The organism is Phocaeicola vulgatus ATCC 8482, from assembly GCF_000012825.1.
In the GTDB taxonomy this organism is placed as follows: domain Bacteria; phylum Bacteroidota; class Bacteroidia; order Bacteroidales; family Bacteroidaceae; genus Phocaeicola; species Phocaeicola vulgatus.
In genome coordinates, this window is record NC_009614.1 from 2,889,304 (window position 1) to 2,910,321 (window position 21,018).

Genomic DNA, 21,018 nt, shown 5'->3' on the forward strand with positions numbered 1-21,018 from the left:
AGTATTATGAAAAAAAAAATGATTTTTATTTGGTTATTGATGTTGGGGACATTGACTTCTTGTCAGTCATGTTCCTCAGAATATAAGAATGTGAATGAAATAATTGTGGAAGAGCTGGAAATACCTGTTCCACTGGGTGACCCGTTTATATTGTTGCACAATGGGACTTATTATGCTTATGGTACTCACTCGGATGAAGGAATAGAGGTTTATATCTCGGATAATTTAAAAACGTGGAAATATAAAGGGCTGGCTTTGAATAAGAAGGATTCATGGGCAGACCGTTGGTTTTGGGCACCGGAAGTATATGAAGTGAATGGTAAATTTTATATGTATTATTCGGCAGATGAGCATATTTGTGTAGCAGTGGCAGATTCCCCTGTAGGACCATTTATACAAAATAAGCAAGAACCTATGATTGTTGAGGAGAAATGTATTGATAATTCTTTTTTCATGGATGATGACGGTACTCCTTATTTGTCATTTGTCCGTTTTAATGATGGGAATAATGTATGGATAGCCGAGTTGGAAAAAGATTTGATAACCCTTAAGAAAGAAACGATGCGTCCTTGTATTCATGTTTCACAGGCTTGGGAGGAAGTGTGGCCTCGAGTCAATGAAGGTTCTTATATTCTCAAACACAATGGAATTTATTATATGACTTATTCTGCGAATAGTTATGAAAGTCCATTCTATGGTGTAGGTTGTGCTACAGCTACCGATATAATGGGGGAATGGGCTAAATACGACGAAAATCCATTATTGCAAAATCCTGGTGGGTTGGTAGGTGTAGGGCATAGCGCCATGTTCACTGATAAAGAGGGAAAACTTCGTATTGTATTCCATGCCCACAAAGATAAAAGTAATATTCATCCGCGTGCTATGTATATTGGTACGGTAAATTTTGAGAATGTGAATGGAACAGACCGTATGAGAATCAGTAAAGAATATATAACTCCTAAATTACTGCAATGAGAAAAAATTTGATCCTGTCTATCTGCTTTTGTTTGGTGTCTTGCTCATCATCGTCTGCGCAAGAAGAAATATCTGATGGTGATAAAACCAGCTATTACTGGAATCCGGTGATAGATTATAGTCTGCCCGATCCTACTATTATAGAAGGTGGTGATGGTTATTATTATTTGTATGCAACCGAAGATATTCGTAATTTGCCGATCCATCGTTCCAAGGATTTGATTAATTGGGAATGGGTAGGTACAGCATTCACGGATCGAACGCGTCCTGATTTTGAACCGGGTGGAGGCTTATGGGCTCCGGATATCAATAAGATAGGTGATACGTATGTACTTTATTATTCTATGTCTAAATGGGGAGGTGAGTGGACCTGTGGTATCGGTTGCGCTACGGCAGACAAACTTTCGGGGCCATTTAAAGACCATGGTCTGATGTTTCGGAGTAACGAGATTAATGTACAGAATTCTATTGACCCTTTCTATATAGAAGATGCCGGAAAGAAATTTTTGTTTTGGGGCAGCTTTCGGGGCATTTATGGCATTGAATTAAGTGAGGACGGTCTTTCAATAAAACAAGGGAAGAAGCCTCGGCAGGTGGCTGGTACAGCTTATGAAGGAACTTATATTCATAAAAAAGAAGGTTTTTACTATTTTTTTGCTTCCATAGGGACTTGCTGTGAAGGATTGAATAGCACTTACACTACTGTAGTTGCTCGTTCAGAAAATTTGTTTGGACCTTATGTTGATAAGAACGGGAGGACAATGATGGATAACCAACATGAAGTGTTGATTCATAAGAATAGTTCGTTTGTGGGAACAGGACACAATTCGGAGATTGTGACTGATAAAGTGGGTAATGATTGGGTATTTTATCATGCAGTGGCCACAAAGCATCCTGAAGGGCGTGTTTTGATGATGGATAAAATAAGTTGGAAAGACGGATGGCCTGTGGTAGCTACGGATTCTCCCTCATTGAAATCGGAAAAACCTGTATTGTAATTAATAAATACATAAAAATATGAATTGGAAAAACTTTGTATGTAGTGTGGTGTGTCTGGCAGGAATGACTTGTGCGGAAGCTGTGAACTATACACCGGAAAATGTTTCGGCTTCCATTGCTTTGAAAGTGCCTGGTAATGATGCGAAGCGGTATCCGCTGACTTTGCAGCAATTGGATAATAGTAATTTTGAATATCAGTGGGTGGCGGCCGATAAATTACCTGTGGTGATTTATCAGAATGTTGAAGAAAAAGACGGCAACCAGCGTATTGTCATTTTTATGACTGCATTGGATGATGTTTATTTCAATTTTGGTGAGCAGGTAATGACTGGTTGTCATCATGATGATTGTTTGTTTTATATGCCTGGATTTTGGTATCGTCGTAACTTGCGTTCTCCTCAAGAAGCGCCGTCTTTTCATACCTCGGATAGCTGGTTGGTTCGTGAAGACCGTTTAAGTACTCCCTTGACTGCTATTTTTGATGAAAAGAATAGGAAAACATATTCTGTTATCCGGCTGGATAATATGGCTTCGGATGCTTTGACTACCCATAAGGAAGGGGAAGTGATATTGTCTGGTAAAACCTCTATAGGTTATACAGGATTTGAAAACCTCTCGGGTATCGCTTCTTTGTCTTTTGGGTTTCCTTACAAGGAAGCTCCTAAAACTTATATTCGTAAATTGACATTGGCTCCTTCGGTTGAGGCCTATCAATTATTACGTAAAGGTGAGAGTCTTTCTCTGACTTGGGAATTACATGAGTCGGAAATTGCTGATTTTTCAGAATGTGTGCAGCATATTTGGGAATATTCTTATGATACAAACTGTCCTCAAATTGTAAATACACCTTATTCTCCTGAGAAAATGAAGGAAGTGATGAGTAATTTCTTCGTGGAAAGTTTTGTCGGAAATACTCCTACTCATTATTATTCGGGGGTGGAATTGCGTACAGCTACTTGTGACCAAACGGATGTTGCCGAAGTGGGTTTTGTGGGACGTACTTTGTTGAATGCTTTTAATGCATTGGAATATGGAGAACAGCAGCGTCGTACGGATTTGGTGACGAATGCTTATAAAATTTTTGATTCTTATTTGCAGAATGGATTTTCGGAAACGGGTTTCTTTAATGAAGTAGTACATTATAGGCGTAATTTTGTAGAGTCTGTTCATAGTATCCGCCGTCAGTCTGAAGGGGTATATGCCCTGCTTCATTTTTTGAATTACGAAAGACTGCAAGGTCGTAAACATCCTGAGTGGGAAAAGCGTATAAAAAGTATGTTGGATATGTTTCTGCGTTTACAAAATAAGGACGGTAGTTTTCCTCGTAAGTTTAAAGATGACTTTTCTATTGTAGACAAGAGTGGGGGAAGTACCCCTTCGGCAACTTTGCCATTGGTTATGGGATATAAATATTTTAAGGATAAACGGTATTTGGCAAGTGCAAAACATACGGTGGAGTATTTGGAAAAGGAATTGATTTCGAAGTCCGATTATTTTTCTTCTACTTTGGATGCTAATTGCGAGGATAAAGAGGCATCTTTGTATGCGTCAACTGCCGCTTACTATTTGGCTTTAGCTACAAAAGGAGCTGAACGAGCCCATTATGCTGGGTTGGCGAGGAAGGCAGCTTATTTTGCATTGTCATGGTACTATACATGGGATGTCCCTTTTGCCCCCGGTCAGATGTTGGGTGATTTAGGGTTGAAAACTAGAGGCTGGGGAAATGTTTCTGTAGAAAATAACCATATTGATGTCTTTATCTTTGATTTCGCTGACGTATTGAACTGGTTGGCAAAAGAATATAATGAAAAGCGTTTTTCGGATTTTTCTCAGGTAATCAGTACATCAATGCGTCAGTTGTTACCCTATGAAGGGCATCGATGTGGTATTGCCAAAACAGGATATTATCCGGAGGTTGTCCAGCATACTAACTGGGACTACGGTAAGAATGGTAAAGGCTATTATAATGATATTTTTGCTCCGGGATGGACAGTGGCTTCATTGTGGGAATTATTTTCTCCGGGACGTGCCGAGAAGTTCTTGAAAAAATAGTTTGAAAATTGATAATTTATTATGATGTTAAGTGATTAGCATTTCATTTAAAACTTGATTTTCTTTTCTTTTGTAGGGAAAGGTATGTCCTTTTTCAGAAAATCAGCTTTCTCTTTAAGGAAGGATACCTGAAGTATATTAAAAAGCCGGGGATTGTCTTTACAGATGTTCCCGGCATAATTTTTTACCGTCACTGGCATTATTGTTCTGACTTTACATCTCTTATTGAATAAAACAAGTAAAAGAAAGAATTTCTCTATGTTAAGATAACAGTTTACTTTAAATTCTTAACTTTGTTCCCCTTGAAAAATGATTGTTACAAGATAATTTAACAGCTAAAAATGCAACAATATAAAAGACCGGAAGCTATAAAACGTATGAATGAGCTGGCGGGTAGCCGGAAGCCTTTCCTTTTTATTATAGATTATAAACAGCAGTGTTCCTTGATAGAGGAAATAAGTCGGATTGATTCTACCCGTTGCCGTTATAACTTTAATGGAGTGAAAAATGTGGATACTGTAACAGAAAGTTACAGTGGGCAGATAGACTGGAACTTTGTTCCAATGTCTTTGACAGACTACCGGCAGGCTTTTGAAATCGTAAAACGGAATATTCTGGCAGGTAACAGCTATCTCGCTAATTTGACTTGCAAGGTTCCTGTCAGTACTAATCTTACTTTGGAGGATGTGTTCCGGTACTCCAAAGCGCTTTATAGACTTTGGTTGAAAGATAAACTGGTCTGTTTCTCACCCGAAATTTTTGTTCGTATAGAAGATGGCGAGATAAAATCTTTCCCCATGAAAGGAACGATTGACGCTACCTTACCTAATGCGGAAAAACTGTTGATGGATGATTCTAAGGAAACTGCCGAACATGCTACCATTGTAGATCTGATTCGTAATGATTTGAGTATGGTGGCGGAACAGGTCAGGGTTGTCCGCTATCGTTATTGTGACCGGCTTGAAACCAATAAGGGACCTATCTTTCAGACAAGCTCCGAAATATGTGGTGTCTTGCCCGATGATTACCCATCGCATATAGGAGATATTATATTTCGTTTGTTACCAGCCGGTTCCATAACCGGAGCGCCCAAATCCAAGACGATGGATATTATTGAAGAAGCGGAAAATTATGAGCGTGGATTTTATACGGGCATAATGGGTTATTGTGACGGCAGGACTTTAGACAGTGCGGTGATGATCCGTTTTTTAGAACAGGAAGGAGAGAATCTTTATTATAAGGCGGGGGGAGGAATTACTTCAAAGAGTGATTTACAAAGTGAATATAATGAAATGATACAGAAGATTTATGTACCCATTTATTGAAACTATACGGATAGAACAAGGAAAAGCGTGTAATTTGTCTTATCATAATGAAAGACTGAACAATACCCTTCATCATTTCTGGCCGGACTGTGCCGGCATAGAATTAGGTGAATACCTGAAATTGACACCGGAGATGAACGGAATGAAATGTAGGGTGATTTATGATGGAAGTGGAATAAAAGAAATTAGTTATGAAGCCTATCAGATGCGTCCGGTACATTCTTTGCAGTTGGTTTATTCGGATGATATAGATTATACTTATAAAAGTACAGACAGGGAAGCTTTAAACCGGCTTTTTGCCTGCCGTGGAGAACGGGATGATATTTTAATTGTCAGACGCGGACTGCTGACCGATACTTCCATAGCTAATATTGCCTTGTTTGATGGTAAGGATTGGTTCACACCTAAATTACCTTTGTTGAGAGGGACTTGCCGTACAGCATTGATTGACAACGGAATTATAAAAGAAAAAGATATCCGGCCGGAAGAACTATCCTCTTATTCTTTTGTTAGGTTATTTAACGCTATGATTAAATGGGGAGCGTTGGAATTTTCTACCGGAACCATTTACGGATAATAAGAAAGAAGGTGGAATTTTGAAGATTTTTGTTTGTTTCCTTAAATAATTTGCTATATTTGCAAAAAAAATATAAATATAGGTAGGGTATGAGATTGCGGACAGTTGCCAAGTTGGGTATGGTGCTATCAGTGGTATTGTTTTGTACGGCTGTGGGCTTTTACGGCTTTGCTAAATTAAGCCTGACGGATAAGAGTCGTGAGATCAATCTCTTCTCACTTGTACCGGCTGATTGCATCGGTGTGTTGGAGAGTGATAATATTAATTATTTTCTGAATGAATTTCCTCAATTGAACTATTCTGAAGAACTGGGTAATTTCCAGTTTCCCGGTTTGTTTAATTATGTGTTGGGAGGTTTGAACGAATATACCACTAACACTGCTCATGGTCTGAGCAGTAAGATGAGCCGGGTGGTGGTCAGTTTCCATTCTCCGGGTACTCCGCGTGACCAGGTGGTATATTTCCGTATGGGGGCTGATGATAAGGAAACATTGGGAGATATGTTGTTAGAGAGAACTCCGGGAAGTTTTTCACCTAAAAAAGAGAAATACAGAGGAAAAACTATAGCAGTCTATCCATTGGGCAATAATGATTTTCTAGCTGTCTATAGCGAGGCGGGATTCTATGTGGTGAGTTATCAGAAGAGTTTGATAGAGAAAGTGATTGATGCGCGTGAGGATGAAGAGAAAGCATTGAGTAATGATCCCGTGTTTGCCAAAGCGATGCAGAAAAAGAAAACGCATAACTTCCTGACTTTATACGGACGTACACCGTCTATGCCTTTCTTGCAGGATAACAGTGGCTGTTGGAGTGAGTTTGACTTTCACATGAACAGTGATGTGGTGTACCTCACCGGAGATACTTTTATGCCTGATTCATGCGGCTGTGTGAACCAGATGGCCAAAAAATTGAAGAATATTCCGGATATAAGGGAAGATAGTTTGATTATTTCTGCTGATAAAGATTCCATGGCAAATTATATGGAAGAGGCCTACGAAAGAAATAGCAGGACATTGTTCAATGAATGTGTAGCCAATCTTTCACGTGATGCAGCCTTTATGCTTGTGGCGGACATGAACAAGATTTCCCGCAACCCGGAACGTTTCGAGCCTTATTTGCCGGCATTTCTGTTGGAGAATGCTCCTTTATTCCATTCGTTTATTCTTTCAACCCAATTGTCGGTTGTGAACGACCGGCTTTCCCATATCATGGTACTGACATATAAGGATTAGCGCAACTTATGTCGGTGGAAGTGGGGAGCCACTTTGCTTCTAAAATAAAATAACGAAATAACAGTGAGTGCGGCTCCGAATAGATAGGCCATCTTGAAGGTGGCTATTTCTGCTATATATCCGCCCAATAACATGCCGGCGCCTATACCTACATCCCACGAAGTCAAGTAGGTACTGGTTGCCGTACCACGCTGGTTGTTGGGGGCCAAGTTCACAAACAGCGTGTTATAGGCAGGGAACATGGTTCCAAACCCAATACCTAGTAAAAGAGCTATGGTGAACAGAAAATAAGTGGTCCATTGCAGACTCCATGTTGTCAGCCATCCGCATGAACTCAAACCGAAGAAACAGAAGCAGACCAGATACAGGCCGGCTTCAATAACTTGAGTAACCATTCCCCGGTCTACCAGGCGTCCGGAGAAAAGACGGGAAACTGCCATTCCCAACGCCATGAAGGTGAAGAAGAAACCGGTGGATGACTGGATACCTATTTGCTTGGCATACATTGCAACGTAATTGGTGGTCATGCCATAAGGGATGGATAGTAATAACAGACTGAAACCTGCCGGTATTCCTTTAAGCAAAATAAAGCGGTCCAATGATATCGGTTCTCGTTTTACAGGAGGTTTGTAGGTGGTCTTTACCAATGAGGCGCATAGAAATCCTATCAGGCAGGAACCTAATGAGCAACAGAAGATAAGCGTATAGTCTGCTCCTGCATCATGTAGGAAGAGTCCGGTCATCGGTCCGATGGACATGGCTATATTGTTTGCCAGCCCATAATATCCTAATCCTTCCCCACGACGTGAAGAAGGCATGATATCAATGACAATGGTATTTCCGCTGACTGTCACCATGCCGAATGATACTCCGTGTATAATGCGGAATAAAATAAATAAGGTTAGTGTTCCTGCAATGAGATATCCTCCGAAGATGGCGGTAAAAGTGAAATAAGCCAACAGATAAAGTGGTTTGCGGGCAAATGTATCTAACAGATAGCCGGAAAAGGGGCGTATGCACAGGGCGGCAATGGTGTAACAGGAAAGTACGGCCCCTATGGTTGTTTTGTTGGCGTCAAAAACTTCTGCCAGATAGAAAGGCAATACAGGCATCAGTAACCAGAATCCAAAGAATAATAGAAAATTGGCTGCCAGTATTTCTATATAATTTTTGGTAATCAGCTTGTCCTTCATAAGCAATAATGTGCTAATATGTCAATGTATCAATATGCTAATGTGGCAATATGTTAATATGCCAATTGACCGCGTTCTATTCCGCATGGCAATTGGCATATCAGCACATGGTCACATTGACACATTATTAATTGGCTGCTTCGAATTCTTTCAGGAAGCGGGTATCGTTTTCAGAGAATAATCGTAAGTCGTTTACACGATATTTCAAGTTGGTAATGCGTTCAATACCCATACCTAGCGCATAGCCTGAGTAAACTTTGCTGTCAATGCCGTTGGCTTCCAATACATTCGGATCCACCATACCACATCCCAGAATTTCCACCCAGCCTGTGCCTTTACAGAACGGACAACCTTTTCCGCCGCAAATATTACAACTGATATCCATTTCGGCACTTGGTTCGGTGAACGGGAAATAGGACGGACGCAGACGGATTTGAGTATCTTCGCCGAACATTTCTTTGGCAAACAACAGCAATACCTGCTTCAAATCAGTGAATGATACATTCTTGTCAATGTAGAGTGCTTCCACTTGATGGAAGAATGCATGGGCACGATAACTGATCGCTTCATTGCGGTATACACGTCCCGGACAGATGATGCGGATAGGAGGTTGCGAATGTTCCATAGCTCTTGCCTGTACGGAAGAGGTGTGAGTGCGAAGTACGATGTTCTTTTTCACATCTTCCTGATTGGCTTCGATGAAGAAAGTATCTTGCATATCACGTGCAGGATGGTCTTCGGCAAAATTCATGGCAGTGAATACGTGCAAGTCGTCTTCTATTTCGGGACCGTCGGCAATACTGAAGCCCAGCCGATGGAATATATCAATGATTTCATTCTTTACAATGCTCAGCGGGTGACGTGTTCCCAGTTCGATGGGATAAGCCGTACGGGTAAGATCCATTTCGGCTGCGCTGTTATCTTGGGTTTCGAAAGCTTCTTTCAATGAGGCGATACGCTCCTGAGCCTTGTTCTTCAGCTCGTTCAGTTTCATACCCACCTCTTTTTTCTGCTCGGCAGGTACGTTGCGGAAGTCTGCCATCAACTCATTAATCGCTCCTTTTTTGCTAAGATATTTAATGCGCAAGGCTTCCAATTCTTCCGCATTGGCTGCTTGCAAGCCTTCAATTTCCTGAAGTAATTGTTCTATTTTAGCTAACATAGTTTCTTCTTTATTTTTTAATGACCGCAAAGTTAGCGAATTAAACCCATATATTTTGCTGAAAACTAAAAAAAACGATATTTTTGCATCGATTTTTTCTAAATATAGAAAATGAGAAAACTAATAATCGGAGTTTGTCTGCTTATGCTGATAAGCTCCTGTGGAGGTGGAAAAAAGAAAATGGACCCCTTCGAGACGCTTACTGAGGAGATTGATTCGCTGACTGCACCCCCGGACACAACAGAAGCGATGGCTGCGGTAGAGGAAGAACCAATGGTTCCCGCTACGGCCGACGAAAGTTTTGCCGACTTTTTCTACAATTTTGCCAGTGATGAAAAGTTACAATTGTCACGCATCGTGTTCCCTTTGCCGTATTATACAATGGAAAAGAAAGAGCACATTGAAAAGGACCAATGGAAACACGATCCTTTATTCAGCCGGCAAGATGCCTATACAGTTCTGTTCGATAAGGCGGAAGATATGGAAATGGAGAAAGATACGGGGCTTACCAGTGTCAAGATAGAATGGATTTACTTGAAGAAGGGAAAAATCAAGCGGTACTATTTTGAGCGTCTGAAGGGGCTGTGGAAACTGGAAGCCATAGATTTCGCGGATATGCCGAGAGAGGATACCGGTAAGGAGGACTTCTTTGAGTTTTATGAACGTTTTGCCAATGATTCGGTTTTCCAGTTGTCACGTTTGCACGAACCGTTGAAGTTTGTGACTGCTGATCCCGAAGACGAGTTTCAGATACTGGAAACGACTTTGGAGGCCGGACAATGGTTCGCATTCCAGCCTGTGTTGCCTCGTGAGAATCTGACTAATGTGAACTATGGCCAGAACGAGAATGTGCATTCCAATACGAAAGTGATTGAAATGAAAGGTTTTGGCAATGGATTTAATAATACGCTCTATTTTGAACGGCGGCACGGTCTATGGAAACTGATGCAGTTTGAGGATCTGAGCGATTGATTTGATTGTAAATGAAGGAAATAAAAGACTATTCTCTGTTGCCTCATAATACATTTGGTATGGATGTGAAGGCATCTTTGTTTGTGGAATATGAATCGGTGACAGAGCTGCAATCCATCTTGTCGGATAAAAACCTGATGGCCGGTAACTGGTTGCATATCGGCGGAGGAAGCAATTTGCTTTTTAAAGGTGATTATGCAGGGACTGTCCTGCATTCGGCTATCCGGGGGTATGAGGTGGTTGCTGAAAACGAACAGGAAATAGAGGTAAGGGCAGGAGCCGGTGAGGTGTGGGATGATTTTGTGGCATATACCGTGAAGAACAGTTGGTATGGTGCTGAAAATCTGTCATTGATTCCCGGTGAAGTGGGTGCTTCTGCCGTTCAGAATATCGGTGCGTATGGTGTTGAGGCAAAAGATTTGATTGTAAGTGTGGAAACCGTCGAGGTGGAAACCGGCAGGAAACGGATTTTTACCAAAGAGGAATGCCGTTATGCTTATCGTGAAAGCATTTTCAAGAAAGATTTGAAAGGTAAATATATAGTGACTTACGTCACTTATCGTTTAAGTAAGCAGCCGGTTTTTAATCTGGAGTATGGAAATGTGCGTGGCGAATTGGAAAAGCGAGGAGGTGAGGTGGCATTGGAGAATGTAAGGAAGGTGATTATTGCCGTGCGTGAAGCCAAGTTGCCCGATCCCCGGGTGCAGGGAAATGCCGGAAGTTTCTTTATGAATCCGATTGTTCCACGCAGGCAGTTTGAAATAGTACAGCAACAGTATCCTGATATGCCACATTATGAAGTGGATGGCAATCGGGTGAAGATTCCTGCTGCATGGATGATAGACCGTTGCGGCTGGAAAGGCAAACAAATAGGGCGCGCGGGTGTTCATTCTAAACAGGCGTTGGTCTTGGTGAACTGTGGAGGCGCTACGGGAGATGAAGTGATTGCTCTTGCCAGACGGATACAGGAGTCTGTGCTTCAAAAGTTCGGGGTAGCTATCTCTCCCGAAGTGAATTTTATATAAAGTATAATATGAAGATTACAATACTAGGCAGCGGAACGTCTACGGGAGTACCCGAAATAGGGTGCAAATGTCCGGTATGTACCAGCAGCGATCCCCGGGACAACCGTTTGCGTTGTTCGGGACTGATAGAAACGGAAGGGCTCCGGATTCTGATAGATTGCGGTCCCGATTTCCGTGAACAGATGATACGGTTGAACGATTTCAAGCCGTTGGACGGTGTTTTGATTACTCACGAACACTATGACCATGTAGGAGGCTTGGATGATTTGCGTCCTTTCTGTCGTTTTCGCGATGTGCCGGTTTATGCCGAACAATATACGGCAGAGCGTTTACGCCAGCGTATTCCTTATTGTTTTGCCGAACATCTTTATCCGGGAGTTCCCCGTATTACATTAGAGGAAATTGTTCCCGATTCTCCTTTTATTATCGGCAATCCCGAAGGAAACAAAGTAGAGGTGACACCTCTTCGGGTAATGCATGGCAAACTGTCCATTTTGGGATACCGTATCGGCCGGATGGCATGGATTACCGATATGTTGACGATGCCTGGGGCTGAATATGATTTGCTGCAAGGACTGGATGTGTTGGTAATGAATGCATTGCGTCCTCAGCCTCACCATACCCACCAGAATTTGAAGGAGGCTTTGGACAATGCACAAAGAATAGGAGCCGGGGAAACCTATTTTATTCACATGAGTCATCATATAGGATTACATGCTGATGCTGAACGGTTATTGCCGCCGCATGTGCATTTTGCATACGATGGAATGAAAATTTGTTTATAAAGCCGGCTTCAACGAATACCGGCACAATCCGTTCAACCCGCATTCCGAACATTTCGGTGTCCGTGCCACACAAACATATCTTCCGTGTAAAATAAGCCAATGATGTGCGGTGGGCACAATCTCCTTCGGAATATATTTCATCAGATATTTCTCGGTAGCCAGCGGTGTGGTGCAGGTTTGAGGAACCAGCCCGATGCGGTGGCTCACGCGGAACACATGTGTATCTACCGCCATGGCCGCTTTATTGAATACTACACTTTGGATGACGTTGGCTGTCTTGCGTCCCACTCCCGGCAGTTTGACCAGTTCTTCCAATGTTCCCGGTACTTCGCTATGAAAATCTTTCACCAGCATTTGCGCCATGCCCACCAGGTGTTTTGCCTTGTTGTTGGGATAACTTACACTCCGTATGTATTCATAAATCACTTCCGGCGTCGAAGCGGCCAATGCCTCAGGAGTCGGGAAATCCCGGTAAAGAGGAGGGGTGATCATATTTACCCGTTTGTCCGTGCATTGTGCACTCAGGATAACAGCTATCAATAACTCGAATGGGTTATTGTAATGAAGTTCGGTTTCGGCAACAGGCATCGCTTCTTGAAAATAAGCGATCACCTTGTTATAAAGTTCTTGTTTTTTCATCTTACCTTCTTTTTTCGGTTACAAATATAATTGATAAATCAATAGGGTAGAATTATTCGGGCAATTCATTTGTTTAGTTGAGTAAACTTCTTATATTTGCATAAATATATTAGATTTATGCAGCTTAACGTAAAGAATGAAACTTCTACATTGAAAGCTGTGGTGCTTGGACAACCCGGTTCCATAGGGAAGGTCCCCACGCTGGAAGAAACTTATGACGCCAAGTCATACGAGTCCGTATTGCATAACATATACCCCCATGAAGAAGATATTTTCAAAGAGATGAGATGCTTTGAAAGCGTATTGTTGAAATATGGGGTACAGGTCTATCGCCCGTGGACACTGGAGAATTGTAATCAGGTGTTTGCCCGTGATGTGGGGTTTGTGATTGACGACAAGATTATTGTTTCCAACATCATCCCCAACCGGGAGGATGAGAAGGAAGCCTACGAAGTGGTCTATAATCAGATAGCTTATAACAAGATTTTCAACCTTCCCGAAAAGGCGCACGTAGAGGGAGGTGATGTGGTGCTTTACAATAATATAGTGTTTGTAGGCCTTTATACCCAGCCCGATTACCCGCAGATGAAGACGGCACGTACCAACCGGTATGCTTTTTCCTTTCTGAAAGAAATCTGTCCGGGGAAGATATTCATCCCCTTGGAGCTGAAAAAACATAATACAGATCCACGTGCGGGGATTCTGCATCTGGATTGTACCTTTATGCCGGTAGGGAAAGGGCATGCGATTATTTATAAGGACGGATTTATGTATCCTCAGGATTATCATACTCTGCTCGATTTGTTCGGCAGGGAGAATGTATTTGAAATAACGCGGGAAGAGATGTACTATATGAATACGAATGTCTTTTCCATCTCTCCTGAGGTGGTGGTTTCTGAAAAGAACTTTATCCGCCTGAATACCTTTATGGAAGAGGTATGGGGAATGACGGTAGAGCGTGTACCTTATTATGAAATATCTAAGATGGGCGGACTGTTGCGCTGCTCCACCTTACCATTAATCCGAGAAAATGACTAAACAAACAACAAACCACATTTTGATGGTGGAACCCGTGGCCTTCGGGTTCAATGAAGAAACAGCGGCCAACAATTATTTCCAGCAGCGGACAGTTGCGGCAGGTGAAACAGTACAAGCTTGTGCCTTGAAGGAATTTCGGGGCATGGTGGATAAGTTGCGTGCAAACGGCATAGAGGTAATAGCGGTGCAGGATACCCCGATACCTCATACTCCGGATTCCATATTTCCGAACAACTGGGTGTCCTTTCACGACGACGGAACGGTGGTGCTGTATCCTATGTTTGCGGAAAACCGCAGGGCGGAAAGACGGGCGGATATCTTGCAGCGGATAGAGTCGGAGGGGTTCAGCATCCGTCGGAAGGTAGATTATACAGGTTTTGAAGAAGAAAACCGGTTTCTGGAGGGGACCGGGGGAATCATTCTGGACCGGGTGAACCGTTATGCATACGCGGCTTTGTCGCAAAGGGTGGACGAAGCTTTATTTGGTCGGTTCTGCAAGGAGCAGAATTTTATTCCAGTGTCCTTTCATGCTTATCAGACTGTAAACGGACAGCGTCTGCCCATTTATCATACCAATGTCATGATGTGTGTGGCGACAGATTATGCGGTCGTTTGTCTGGACAGCATCGACGACGTGGAAGAGCGTGAGCAGGTTTGTCACGTCTTGCGGCAGACAGGGAAAGAAATCATTGCCATCTCCGAGGAACAGATGCATCACTTTGCCGGAAATATGCTTCAGGTGGAGAACGGGAAAGGCGCATTGTTTCTAGTGATGTCTCAAAGTGCTTACGATTCGTTGGATGAAGGCCAGTTACAACGGCTGTCTAAGTATAACGCGTTGCTTCCCATGCCCATCCCTACCATTGAAACGCTGGGAGGAGGAAGTGCCCGTTGCATGATGGCGGAAATATTCTTGAAGAAAGAAAAACATTAAATAATAAAAAGCTTATGGATGCAAAATTATCGGCAGCTCAATTGATGGAGCTTGAGAACAAACATGGAGCACACAATTATCATCCTGTTCCTGTGGTATTGGATAAAGGAGAAGGTGTGTTTGTATGGGATGTGGAAGGAAAGAAATATTATGATTTCCTTTCCGCTTATTCGGCAGTGAACCAAGGACATTGTCATCCGCGTATTATCGATACGTTGGTAAAACAGGCGCGAAAGCTGACTTTGACTTCACGCGCTTTTTATAACAGCCAGTTGGGACGGTATGAAGAATTTGTCACCCGTTATTTCGGATATGACAAGGTTTTACCGATGAATACGGGAGCCGAGGCAGTAGAAACCGCATTGAAGCTTTGCCGCAAATGGGCGTATGAAGTAAAAAAGCTTCCCAAGGATACGGCGGAAATCGTTGTATGCCGGAATAATTTTCATGGGCGTACTACCACTATCGTTTCTTTCTCCATTGATCCGGACGCTTACAATAACTACGGACCTTTTACCCCCGGCTTTGTCGTGATTCCCTACAATGATGCCGAAGCATTGGCGAAAGTGCTGGACGAACATCCTCATGTGGCCGGATTCCTGGTTGAGCCCATTCAGGGAGAGGCAGGTGCTTATGTACCCGATGAGGGATATTTGAAAAAATGTTACGACTTGTGCCGTGCCCACAATGTACTTTTTATAGCCGATGAAGTGCAGACCGGCATTGCCCGTACAGGTAAATTGCTGGCTTGTGACTATGAGAATGTTCATCCGGATATCTTGATTTTGGGAAAGGCTTTATCGGGTGGGGCCTGTCCTGTTTCTGCGGTATTATCATGCAATGAAGTGATGGATGTTATCCGTCCGGGGCAACATGGCTCCACTTTTGGCGGAAATCCTATTGCTGCGGCAGTGGCTGTTACGGCGCTTGAGGTAGTACGGGACGAACAGTTGGCGGACAGGGCATACAGGCTGGGACTGATATTCCGGGAAGAGATGAGAAAACTGTGCGAAACATCTCGTGTGGCTTCTTTGGTCCGGGGCAAGGGATTGCTGAATGCGTTGATAATCAATAATGATGAAACGAAGGATTTGGCGTGGGAGATTTGCTTGAAATTGGCCGAAAACGGTTTGCTGGCCAAACCGACACATACGAATATTATTCGTTTTGCTCCGCCATTGGTGATTACAGAGGAACAATTAAAGGAGTGTATCGAAATTATAAAGAAGACGATTGCTTTGTTTGAATAAAGGATTTTTTTATCCTGTCTTTTAGGGGTGGATTCAATCTGCCCCTAAAATCGTTTTCACTGATACCCACCTGTTTGTGACGCTTCATCTTTCATTGTTCCATACTGTTTGGCTATAGAAAAGGTAATTGTTTGATGAGGCTGTTTCTTCTTGATAAGAATATTTAATGCAGTTATATCCGGTTAACTCGGAAATAATTTCTATCTTTGCACCCCGAATTAAAAAATAGACGTATGATGCCGTGAATAGCGGTCGTGTATTCTAGAACACCACGTAAAAAACAGGAGAAATGAAGAATAATAATACTGTATCTGTATCGTTCATGTTGCTTGGCATACTGTTTTGTGTATGTCTTGTCGCAGCAAATTTATTGGAAACCAAAGTTGTCCAGATCTGGAAAATTACGGCGACTGCCGGACTGGTTGTATTTCCTATCTCTTACATTATCAATGATTGTATAGCCGAAGTATGGGGCTTCCGCAAGGCACGTCTTATCATCTGGATGGGCTTTGCCATGAATTTCATGGTGGTAGCTTTGGCGCAGCTTGCCATTCTGATGCCCGCAGCTCCGTTTTGGGAAGGAGAGGATGGCTTCAACTTCGTTTTCGGCATGGCGCCCCGCATCGCTGTAGCCAGTCTGACCGCTTTCTTGGTCGGCTCTTTTCTCAATGCCTATGTCATGAGTAAAATGAAGCTGGCTTCGGGAGGAAAGAACTTTTCACTTCGTGCCATCACTTCCACTTTGGTGGGTGAGAGTGCCGATTCCATGATTTTCTTTCCTGTTGCCTTTGGAGGTTTGATGCCTGCCGGTGAACTGATAAAGATGATGGTTATTCAGGCAGTGCTCAAGACACTCTATGAAATTATTATCCTGCCCGTTACCATCCGTGTGGTAAATTACATCAAGAAGGTGGATGGCAGTGATGTCTTTGATGAGCATATCTCATACAATGTATTGAAAATCAAAGAACTTTAATAAGGTGCTGATGTGTCAGTGTGCCGGTTAGCCAATTACCATACGGTATATGGCGCAGCATATCCACATAGCGCGGCAATTGGCACATTGGCGTATTAGTAAATTGAAAAATTGTCAACAATGAATAAAAGTGACGCATTGGTTGTGTTCAGCGGAGGGCAGGACTCAACCACTTGCCTGTTTTGGGCAAAAAAACATTTCCGCAAAGTGTATGCTTTAAGCTTTATCTATGGACAAAAGCATGTGAAGGAAGTGGAGCTGGCCCGTGTTATTGCCGGAAAGGCAGGGGTGGAGTTTAAAGCGATGGATGTTTCCTTTATAGGCAACCTGGGTAAAAATTCGCTGACAGATACTACGATAACGATGGATGAGGTGAAGCCTGCCGATAGTTTCCCTAATACGTTTGTGCCGGGGCGGAATTTGTTCTTTCTGAGCATTGCGGCTGTCTATGCACGCGAATTGGGAATCAATCATATCGTGACCGGTGTGTCGCAGACAGACTTCAGCGGTTATCCCGATTGCCGGGATGCTTTTATCAAGTCGCTGAATGTGACATTGAACCTTGCCATGGACGAGCAGTTCGTGCTTCACACTCCGTTGATGTGGATTGATAAAGCGGAAACATGGGCGTTGGCGGACGAATTGGGCGTGCTCGATTTGATCCGGCATGAAACGCTGACTTGCTATAATGGCGTACAGGGGGATGGCTGCGGTCATTGCCCGGCCTGTAAGCTCCGTCGTGAAGGATTGGAAAAGTATCTGGAGATAAAGGCGGAAAGAGAGAAACGATAGGATAAACGAAGGTGTTTTCTCTTTGTATGAAAGGTGTTCCTTTCTTGCCGGGTATATCGTTTCACTTTAGTGAGCAAGTTTTATCACTGAAGTGAAGAAGTTTCATCACTCAAGTGGTACAGTTTCATCACTTTAGTGAAACGATGTACTTGGCAGGGAGAGAATTTCTATTCCAAGGTATGAAAGAGAAAACATGAATATGAAAAAAACAGATTTTAATGGAAAGAAAAGATGAATTGACCCTTCTCGGGTCGAAGACCGAGTACAGGCAAGATTATGCTCCCGAAGTGTTGGAGTCCTTTGTGAACAAACATCCCGGAAACGACTATTGGGTACGTTTTAACTGTCCCGAATTTACCAGTTTGTGTCCTATTACAGGACAGCCCGATTTTGCGGAAATCCGTATCTCCTACCTGCCTGATGTGAAAATGGTGGAGAGCAAGAGCTTGAAGCTGTATTTGTTTAGTTTCCGTAATCATGGCGATTTTCATGAAGATTGCGTGAATATCATCATGAAAGATTTGATTAAGCTGATGGATCCTAAATATATTGAGGTGACGGGCATTTTTACTCCGCGCGGTGGTATTTCCATTTATCCGTATTGTAATTACGGCCGTCCGGGTACTAAGTATGAGGAATTGGCGGAGTATCGGATGCGTAATCACGATTTATAGATGTATCTCTTGGAATGATTAGATAGATTGTGGACTCAAATATTTGCTGGTTTTGAAAATTTGTTCTATTTTTGCACTCCGAAAAAAGGAGAGGTGCTCGAGTGGTTGAAGAGGCACGCCTGGAAAGCGTGTATACCCCAAAAGGGTATCCGGGGTTCGAATCCCCGTCTCTCCGCAAAAGTAGAAAAGTTAAAGTTGTAGATTCTTGAATTTGAACAATTCAAGAATTTTTCTTTTTCCAGCACTTATCTGTATGGATGATAATGCGGAAAGTGGTGAATACAAAAGGTGAATAAGAAACAGTACCCATAGTTCAGGCAGATTGATTTTATAATGGATGTAAAAACAATCTAATCGGGATATTATTATGGATATAAATTGATTGACGCAAAGGCTGGAAAAGTATAGCTTACGCTCAATGAATCATTTATGAAGGATCCCTTTCAAAATCCTTCACGACAACACATTGAAAAACAATGTATTGTGTAAATATGAAGGATTTGAAGGATTTCCCGGTGTTTTTTTATTTTAATAGGTTTTATGATAACTCCAATCCCAGTGCTTCTTTTAATTTCAGCAGATTCGGGTTTTTCTTGCTCATCATCTGGAAACGTTCCACGTGGCTGTAAGCACGGATGTTCTCGGTAGGGGCACTGACACGTACCGTCATGGTGATTTTCCGGTTGTGCAGACGTTCGCGTAAGTGATTCTGAACCGATGGTATCAATTGTACCATATATTTTTCCACCATATCATTGTCTACTGTCACTTCAAAAGTCGTGTCATTCAACAAATGCGGATGCATGTTCATCATTCGTGCGGAGTTAGCCTTCTCTTCCTTGGGCAGGGCGGCTGCAAATTCACGCCAGTAATAGTCCAGATCTTTTTCATTGAAAATATAATCTTCGTATGTGGCATCGTTTTGGGCAGCGGTGCTTGCCGCTTTTGCTTCTTGCTTCTCCGCGGCTTGCTGTTCGTGCAAAGGACGGCGCAGGGATATACCGAGTGAGCCCGCCTTGAACACCGGGATTTTTTTCTCTTCTCTGGTCTGAGGCAGCGGGCTTGGACGGCTTGCGTTCATACTGCCGGCTGTACTTGTACCCTGTGGCTGAGGAGCGGAGGTTGCTGCGGTCTGTGCAGCGGCAGTTTTAGCCTGAGGCTGTGACTGCGTGGCGGCTGTGGAAGCCGCTTGCTGCGTAAATAGGGGTTTTAATATCTTCTTAGGGCCACGCCCACCACTTGCATCGTCGGCATCGGGCAGAGTGAGTTGGGCGCATTGAATCAGTGTCAGTTCTACCAGCAGACGTTTGTTTTTGCTTGCACGATAGTTCAGGTCACAATCATTGCATAGCTTCATGGCACGGTACAGGAATTTCTGGTCGCATTTTTGTGCTTGTTCTTTATAGCGGTCGCGGATACCGGCGCCTACTTCCAGCAATTGCAGGGTGGAAGGGTCCTTGCTCACCAGCAAATCCCGGAAATGAGAGGATAGTCCGGTGATGAAATGACTGCCGTCAAATCCTTTTTTCAATACGTCGTTAAAAAGCAGCATGGATTCGGGAACTTTGTTTTCAAGCAACAAATCGGTCAGCTTGAAATAATATTCGTAATCCAAGACATTCAGGTTTTCAATCACACTTTTATAAGTGATGTTCCCACCTGTGAAGCTGACTACCTGGTCGAAGATGGAAAGAGCATCGCGCATACCGCCGTCGGCTTTCTGTGCGATGACAGTCAGGGCTTCGGGTTCGGCGTTGATATGTTCCAGTTTGGCAACGTATTGCAGATGGTCGATAGTGTCTTTGATGCCGATGCGGTTGAAGTCATAAATCTGGCAACGGCTCAGAATAGTCGGCAGTATCTTATGCTTTTCCGTTGTGGCAAGGATGAAGATGGCATGATGAGGCGGTTCTTCCAATGTTTTCAGAAAAGCATTGAAGGCGGCTTGCGACAACATATGGACCTCATCAATGATATATACCTTGTACTTGCCGATTTGTGGCGGGATACGTACCTGCTCAATCAGCGAACGGATATCTTCTACCGAGTTGTTGCTGGCGGCATCCAGCTCATGTATGTTGTAAGAACGCTGTTCGTTGAATGCCAGACAAGACTCACACTGATTGCAGGCTTCTCCTTCGGCAGTGGGGGTCTGGCAATTGATGGTCTTGGCAAAGATACGTGCACACGTTGTTTTTCCCACTCCACGCGGTCCGCAGAACAGGTAGGCATGTGCCAGCTTGCCGGTGGCAATAGCATTTTTTAAGGTGATGGTCAACGCGTGTTGCCCTACAACCGATTCGAATGTAGCGGGACGGTATTTTCGTGCCGATACGATATAATTTTCCATAAGCGGAGTTCTTTTTTCTAATATGAGTTCTGCAAAAGTACATAAATTATCCGTTTTTATGGGTAGGA

At 43.0% G+C, this 21,018-nt stretch carries 19 protein-coding genes and 1 tRNA gene; 16 read left to right on the top strand and 4 right to left on the bottom strand.

Going from position 1 to position 21,018, the window contains the following annotated elements:
• Positions 1–6 precede the first annotated feature (6 nt).
• The 6 genes from BVU_RS11225 to BVU_RS11250 all read left to right on the top strand — a co-directional run bounded on the left by BVU_RS11225 (position 7) and on the right by BVU_RS11250 (position 7,160).
• On the top strand, positions 7–975 hold the full coding sequence (locus tag BVU_RS11225) for a glycoside hydrolase family 43 protein (RefSeq protein WP_011965527.1): 969 nt from the start codon (positions 7–9) through the stop codon (positions 973–975).
• Positions 972–1,973 carry a family 43 glycosylhydrolase gene (locus tag BVU_RS11230; protein ID WP_011965528.1) on the top strand — a complete coding sequence of 334 codons (1,002 nt, stop codon included), beginning with the start codon at positions 972–974 and terminating at the stop codon, positions 1,971–1,973. The genes BVU_RS11225 and BVU_RS11230 overlap by 4 nt, the downstream gene beginning before the upstream one ends.
• A gap of 19 nt (positions 1,974–1,992) precedes the next feature.
• The gene (locus BVU_RS11235; protein WP_005846023.1) at positions 1,993–4,026 is read left to right on the top strand and encodes a hypothetical protein; all 2,034 of its coding nucleotides are present in this window, start codon (positions 1,993–1,995) and stop codon (positions 4,024–4,026) included.
• A gap of 341 nt (positions 4,027–4,367) precedes the next feature.
• The gene (locus BVU_RS11240; protein ID WP_005846027.1) at positions 4,368–5,351 is read left to right on the top strand and encodes an aminodeoxychorismate synthase component I; all 984 of its coding nucleotides are present in this window, start codon (positions 4,368–4,370) and stop codon (positions 5,349–5,351) included.
• Positions 5,335–5,928, top strand: coding sequence for an aminotransferase class IV family protein (locus tag BVU_RS11245; protein WP_005846030.1), 594 nt, complete (start codon positions 5,335–5,337; stop codon positions 5,926–5,928). Before BVU_RS11240 ends, BVU_RS11245 begins: the two co-directional genes overlap by 17 nt.
• An 89-nt stretch (positions 5,929–6,017) precedes the next feature.
• Positions 6,018–7,160, top strand: a complete 1,143-nt coding sequence (locus BVU_RS11250) for a hypothetical protein (protein WP_011965529.1) — start codon at positions 6,018–6,020, stop codon at positions 7,158–7,160.
• On the opposite strand, the gene BVU_RS11255 is transcribed toward BVU_RS11250, so the two are convergent.
• Together BVU_RS11255 and pheS are read right to left on the bottom strand one after the other, a co-directional pair.
• Entirely contained in the window at positions 7,157–8,353 is a 1,197-nt protein-coding gene (locus BVU_RS11255) for an MFS transporter (RefSeq protein ID WP_005846035.1), read from the bottom strand. The genes BVU_RS11250 and BVU_RS11255 overlap by 4 nt on opposite strands.
• Before the next feature lie 127 nt (positions 8,354–8,480).
• On the bottom strand, positions 8,481–9,515 hold the full coding sequence (pheS, locus tag BVU_RS11260) for a phenylalanine--tRNA ligase subunit alpha (protein ID WP_005846037.1): 1,035 nt from the start codon (positions 9,513–9,515) through the stop codon (positions 8,481–8,483).
• A gap of 111 nt (positions 9,516–9,626) precedes the next feature.
• Here pheS and BVU_RS11265 point away from each other — a divergent pair, with 111 nt between their 5' ends.
• Genes BVU_RS11265 through BVU_RS11275 form a run of 3 tightly spaced genes read left to right on the top strand, consistent with a single transcriptional unit; the run spans position 9,627 to position 12,297 of the window.
• A complete protein-coding gene (locus BVU_RS11265) occupies positions 9,627–10,487 on the top strand; it encodes a DUF4348 domain-containing protein (protein ID WP_007836994.1) in 861 nt (286 codons plus the stop codon).
• An 11-nt stretch (positions 10,488–10,498) separates the two neighbouring features.
• Complete coding sequence (gene murB, locus BVU_RS11270; protein ID WP_007845527.1) at positions 10,499–11,512, top strand: UDP-N-acetylmuramate dehydrogenase; 1,014 nt, start codon at positions 10,499–10,501, stop codon at positions 11,510–11,512.
• A gap of 8 nt (positions 11,513–11,520) precedes the next feature.
• Complete coding sequence (locus BVU_RS11275) at positions 11,521–12,297, top strand: MBL fold metallo-hydrolase (RefSeq protein ID WP_011965530.1); 777 nt, start codon at positions 11,521–11,523, stop codon at positions 12,295–12,297.
• Here the strand turns inward: BVU_RS11275 and nth are convergent.
• Positions 12,292–12,936 carry an endonuclease III gene (gene nth, locus BVU_RS11280; RefSeq protein WP_005846047.1) on the bottom strand — a complete coding sequence of 215 codons (645 nt, stop codon included), beginning with the start codon at positions 12,934–12,936 and terminating at the stop codon, positions 12,292–12,294. The genes BVU_RS11275 and nth overlap by 6 nt on opposite strands.
• A 117-nt stretch (positions 12,937–13,053) precedes the next feature.
• Here nth and BVU_RS11285 point away from each other — a divergent pair, with 117 nt between their 5' ends.
• The 7 genes from BVU_RS11285 (at position 13,054) to BVU_RS11315 (ending at position 18,775) form a co-directional block, all read left to right on the top strand.
• Positions 13,054–13,974, top strand: a complete 921-nt coding sequence (locus tag BVU_RS11285; protein WP_005846048.1) for a dimethylarginine dimethylaminohydrolase family protein — start codon at positions 13,054–13,056, stop codon at positions 13,972–13,974.
• Entirely contained in the window at positions 13,967–14,908 is a 942-nt protein-coding gene (gene ctlX, locus BVU_RS11290) for a citrulline utilization hydrolase CtlX (protein WP_011965531.1), read from the top strand. The genes BVU_RS11285 and ctlX overlap by 8 nt, the downstream gene beginning before the upstream one ends.
• 14 nt (positions 14,909–14,922) lie before the next feature.
• Positions 14,923–16,158, top strand: coding sequence for an ornithine--oxo-acid transaminase (gene rocD, locus BVU_RS11295; protein ID WP_011965532.1), 1,236 nt, complete (start codon positions 14,923–14,925; stop codon positions 16,156–16,158).
• A gap of 289 nt (positions 16,159–16,447) precedes the next feature.
• Positions 16,448–17,134 carry a queuosine precursor transporter gene (locus BVU_RS11300; protein ID WP_011965533.1) on the top strand — a complete coding sequence of 229 codons (687 nt, stop codon included), beginning with the start codon at positions 16,448–16,450 and terminating at the stop codon, positions 17,132–17,134.
• Positions 17,135–17,254: 120 nt separating this feature from the next.
• Entirely contained in the window at positions 17,255–17,926 is a 672-nt protein-coding gene (queC, locus tag BVU_RS11305; RefSeq protein ID WP_011965534.1) for a 7-cyano-7-deazaguanine synthase QueC, read from the top strand.
• 218 nt (positions 17,927–18,144) lie between these two features.
• Positions 18,145–18,600, top strand: a complete 456-nt coding sequence (gene queF, locus BVU_RS11310; protein WP_005846060.1) for a preQ(1) synthase — start codon at positions 18,145–18,147, stop codon at positions 18,598–18,600.
• An 87-nt stretch (positions 18,601–18,687) separates the two neighbouring features.
• Positions 18,688–18,775, top strand: a tRNA-Ser gene (locus BVU_RS11315).
• A gap of 363 nt (positions 18,776–19,138) precedes the next feature.
• Here the strand turns inward: BVU_RS11315 and BVU_RS11320 are convergent.
• A complete protein-coding gene (locus BVU_RS11320; RefSeq protein WP_011965535.1) occupies positions 19,139–20,950 on the bottom strand; it encodes a DNA polymerase III subunit gamma/tau in 1,812 nt (603 codons plus the stop codon).
• Positions 20,951–21,018: the final 68 nt, after the last annotated feature.

Coding starts and splice junctions, on each gene's coding strand:
- BVU_RS11240 (WP_005846027.1), top strand. CDS start 4,368: ATGCAACAATATAAAAGACCGGAAGCTATAAAACGTATGAATGAGCTG.
- nth (WP_005846047.1), bottom strand. CDS start 12,936: ATGAAAAAACAAGAACTTTATAACAAGGTGATCGCTTATTTTCAAGAA.
- queF (WP_005846060.1), top strand. CDS start 18,145: ATGGAAAGAAAAGATGAATTGACCCTTCTCGGGTCGAAGACCGAGTAC.
- BVU_RS11250 (WP_011965529.1), top strand. CDS start 6,018: ATGAGATTGCGGACAGTTGCCAAGTTGGGTATGGTGCTATCAGTGGTA.
- BVU_RS11225 (WP_011965527.1), top strand. CDS start 7: ATGAAAAAAAAAATGATTTTTATTTGGTTATTGATGTTGGGGACATTG.
- queC (WP_011965534.1), top strand. CDS start 17,255: ATGAATAAAAGTGACGCATTGGTTGTGTTCAGCGGAGGGCAGGACTCA.
- BVU_RS11265 (WP_007836994.1), top strand. CDS start 9,627: ATGAGAAAACTAATAATCGGAGTTTGTCTGCTTATGCTGATAAGCTCC.
- BVU_RS11285 (WP_005846048.1), top strand. CDS start 13,054: ATGCAGCTTAACGTAAAGAATGAAACTTCTACATTGAAAGCTGTGGTG.
- BVU_RS11275 (WP_011965530.1), top strand. CDS start 11,521: ATGAAGATTACAATACTAGGCAGCGGAACGTCTACGGGAGTACCCGAA.
- BVU_RS11245 (WP_005846030.1), top strand. CDS start 5,335: ATGTACCCATTTATTGAAACTATACGGATAGAACAAGGAAAAGCGTGT.
- rocD (WP_011965532.1), top strand. CDS start 14,923: ATGGATGCAAAATTATCGGCAGCTCAATTGATGGAGCTTGAGAACAAA.
- BVU_RS11255 (WP_005846035.1), bottom strand. CDS start 8,353: ATGAAGGACAAGCTGATTACCAAAAATTATATAGAAATACTGGCAGCC.
- pheS (WP_005846037.1), bottom strand. CDS start 9,515: ATGTTAGCTAAAATAGAACAATTACTTCAGGAAATTGAAGGCTTGCAA.
- BVU_RS11300 (WP_011965533.1), top strand. CDS start 16,448: ATGAAGAATAATAATACTGTATCTGTATCGTTCATGTTGCTTGGCATA.
- BVU_RS11235 (WP_005846023.1), top strand. CDS start 1,993: ATGAATTGGAAAAACTTTGTATGTAGTGTGGTGTGTCTGGCAGGAATG.
- BVU_RS11320 (WP_011965535.1), bottom strand. CDS start 20,950: ATGGAAAATTATATCGTATCGGCACGAAAATACCGTCCCGCTACATTC.
- murB (WP_007845527.1), top strand. CDS start 10,499: ATGAAGGAAATAAAAGACTATTCTCTGTTGCCTCATAATACATTTGGT.
- BVU_RS11230 (WP_011965528.1), top strand. CDS start 972: ATGAGAAAAAATTTGATCCTGTCTATCTGCTTTTGTTTGGTGTCTTGC.
- ctlX (WP_011965531.1), top strand. CDS start 13,967: ATGACTAAACAAACAACAAACCACATTTTGATGGTGGAACCCGTGGCC.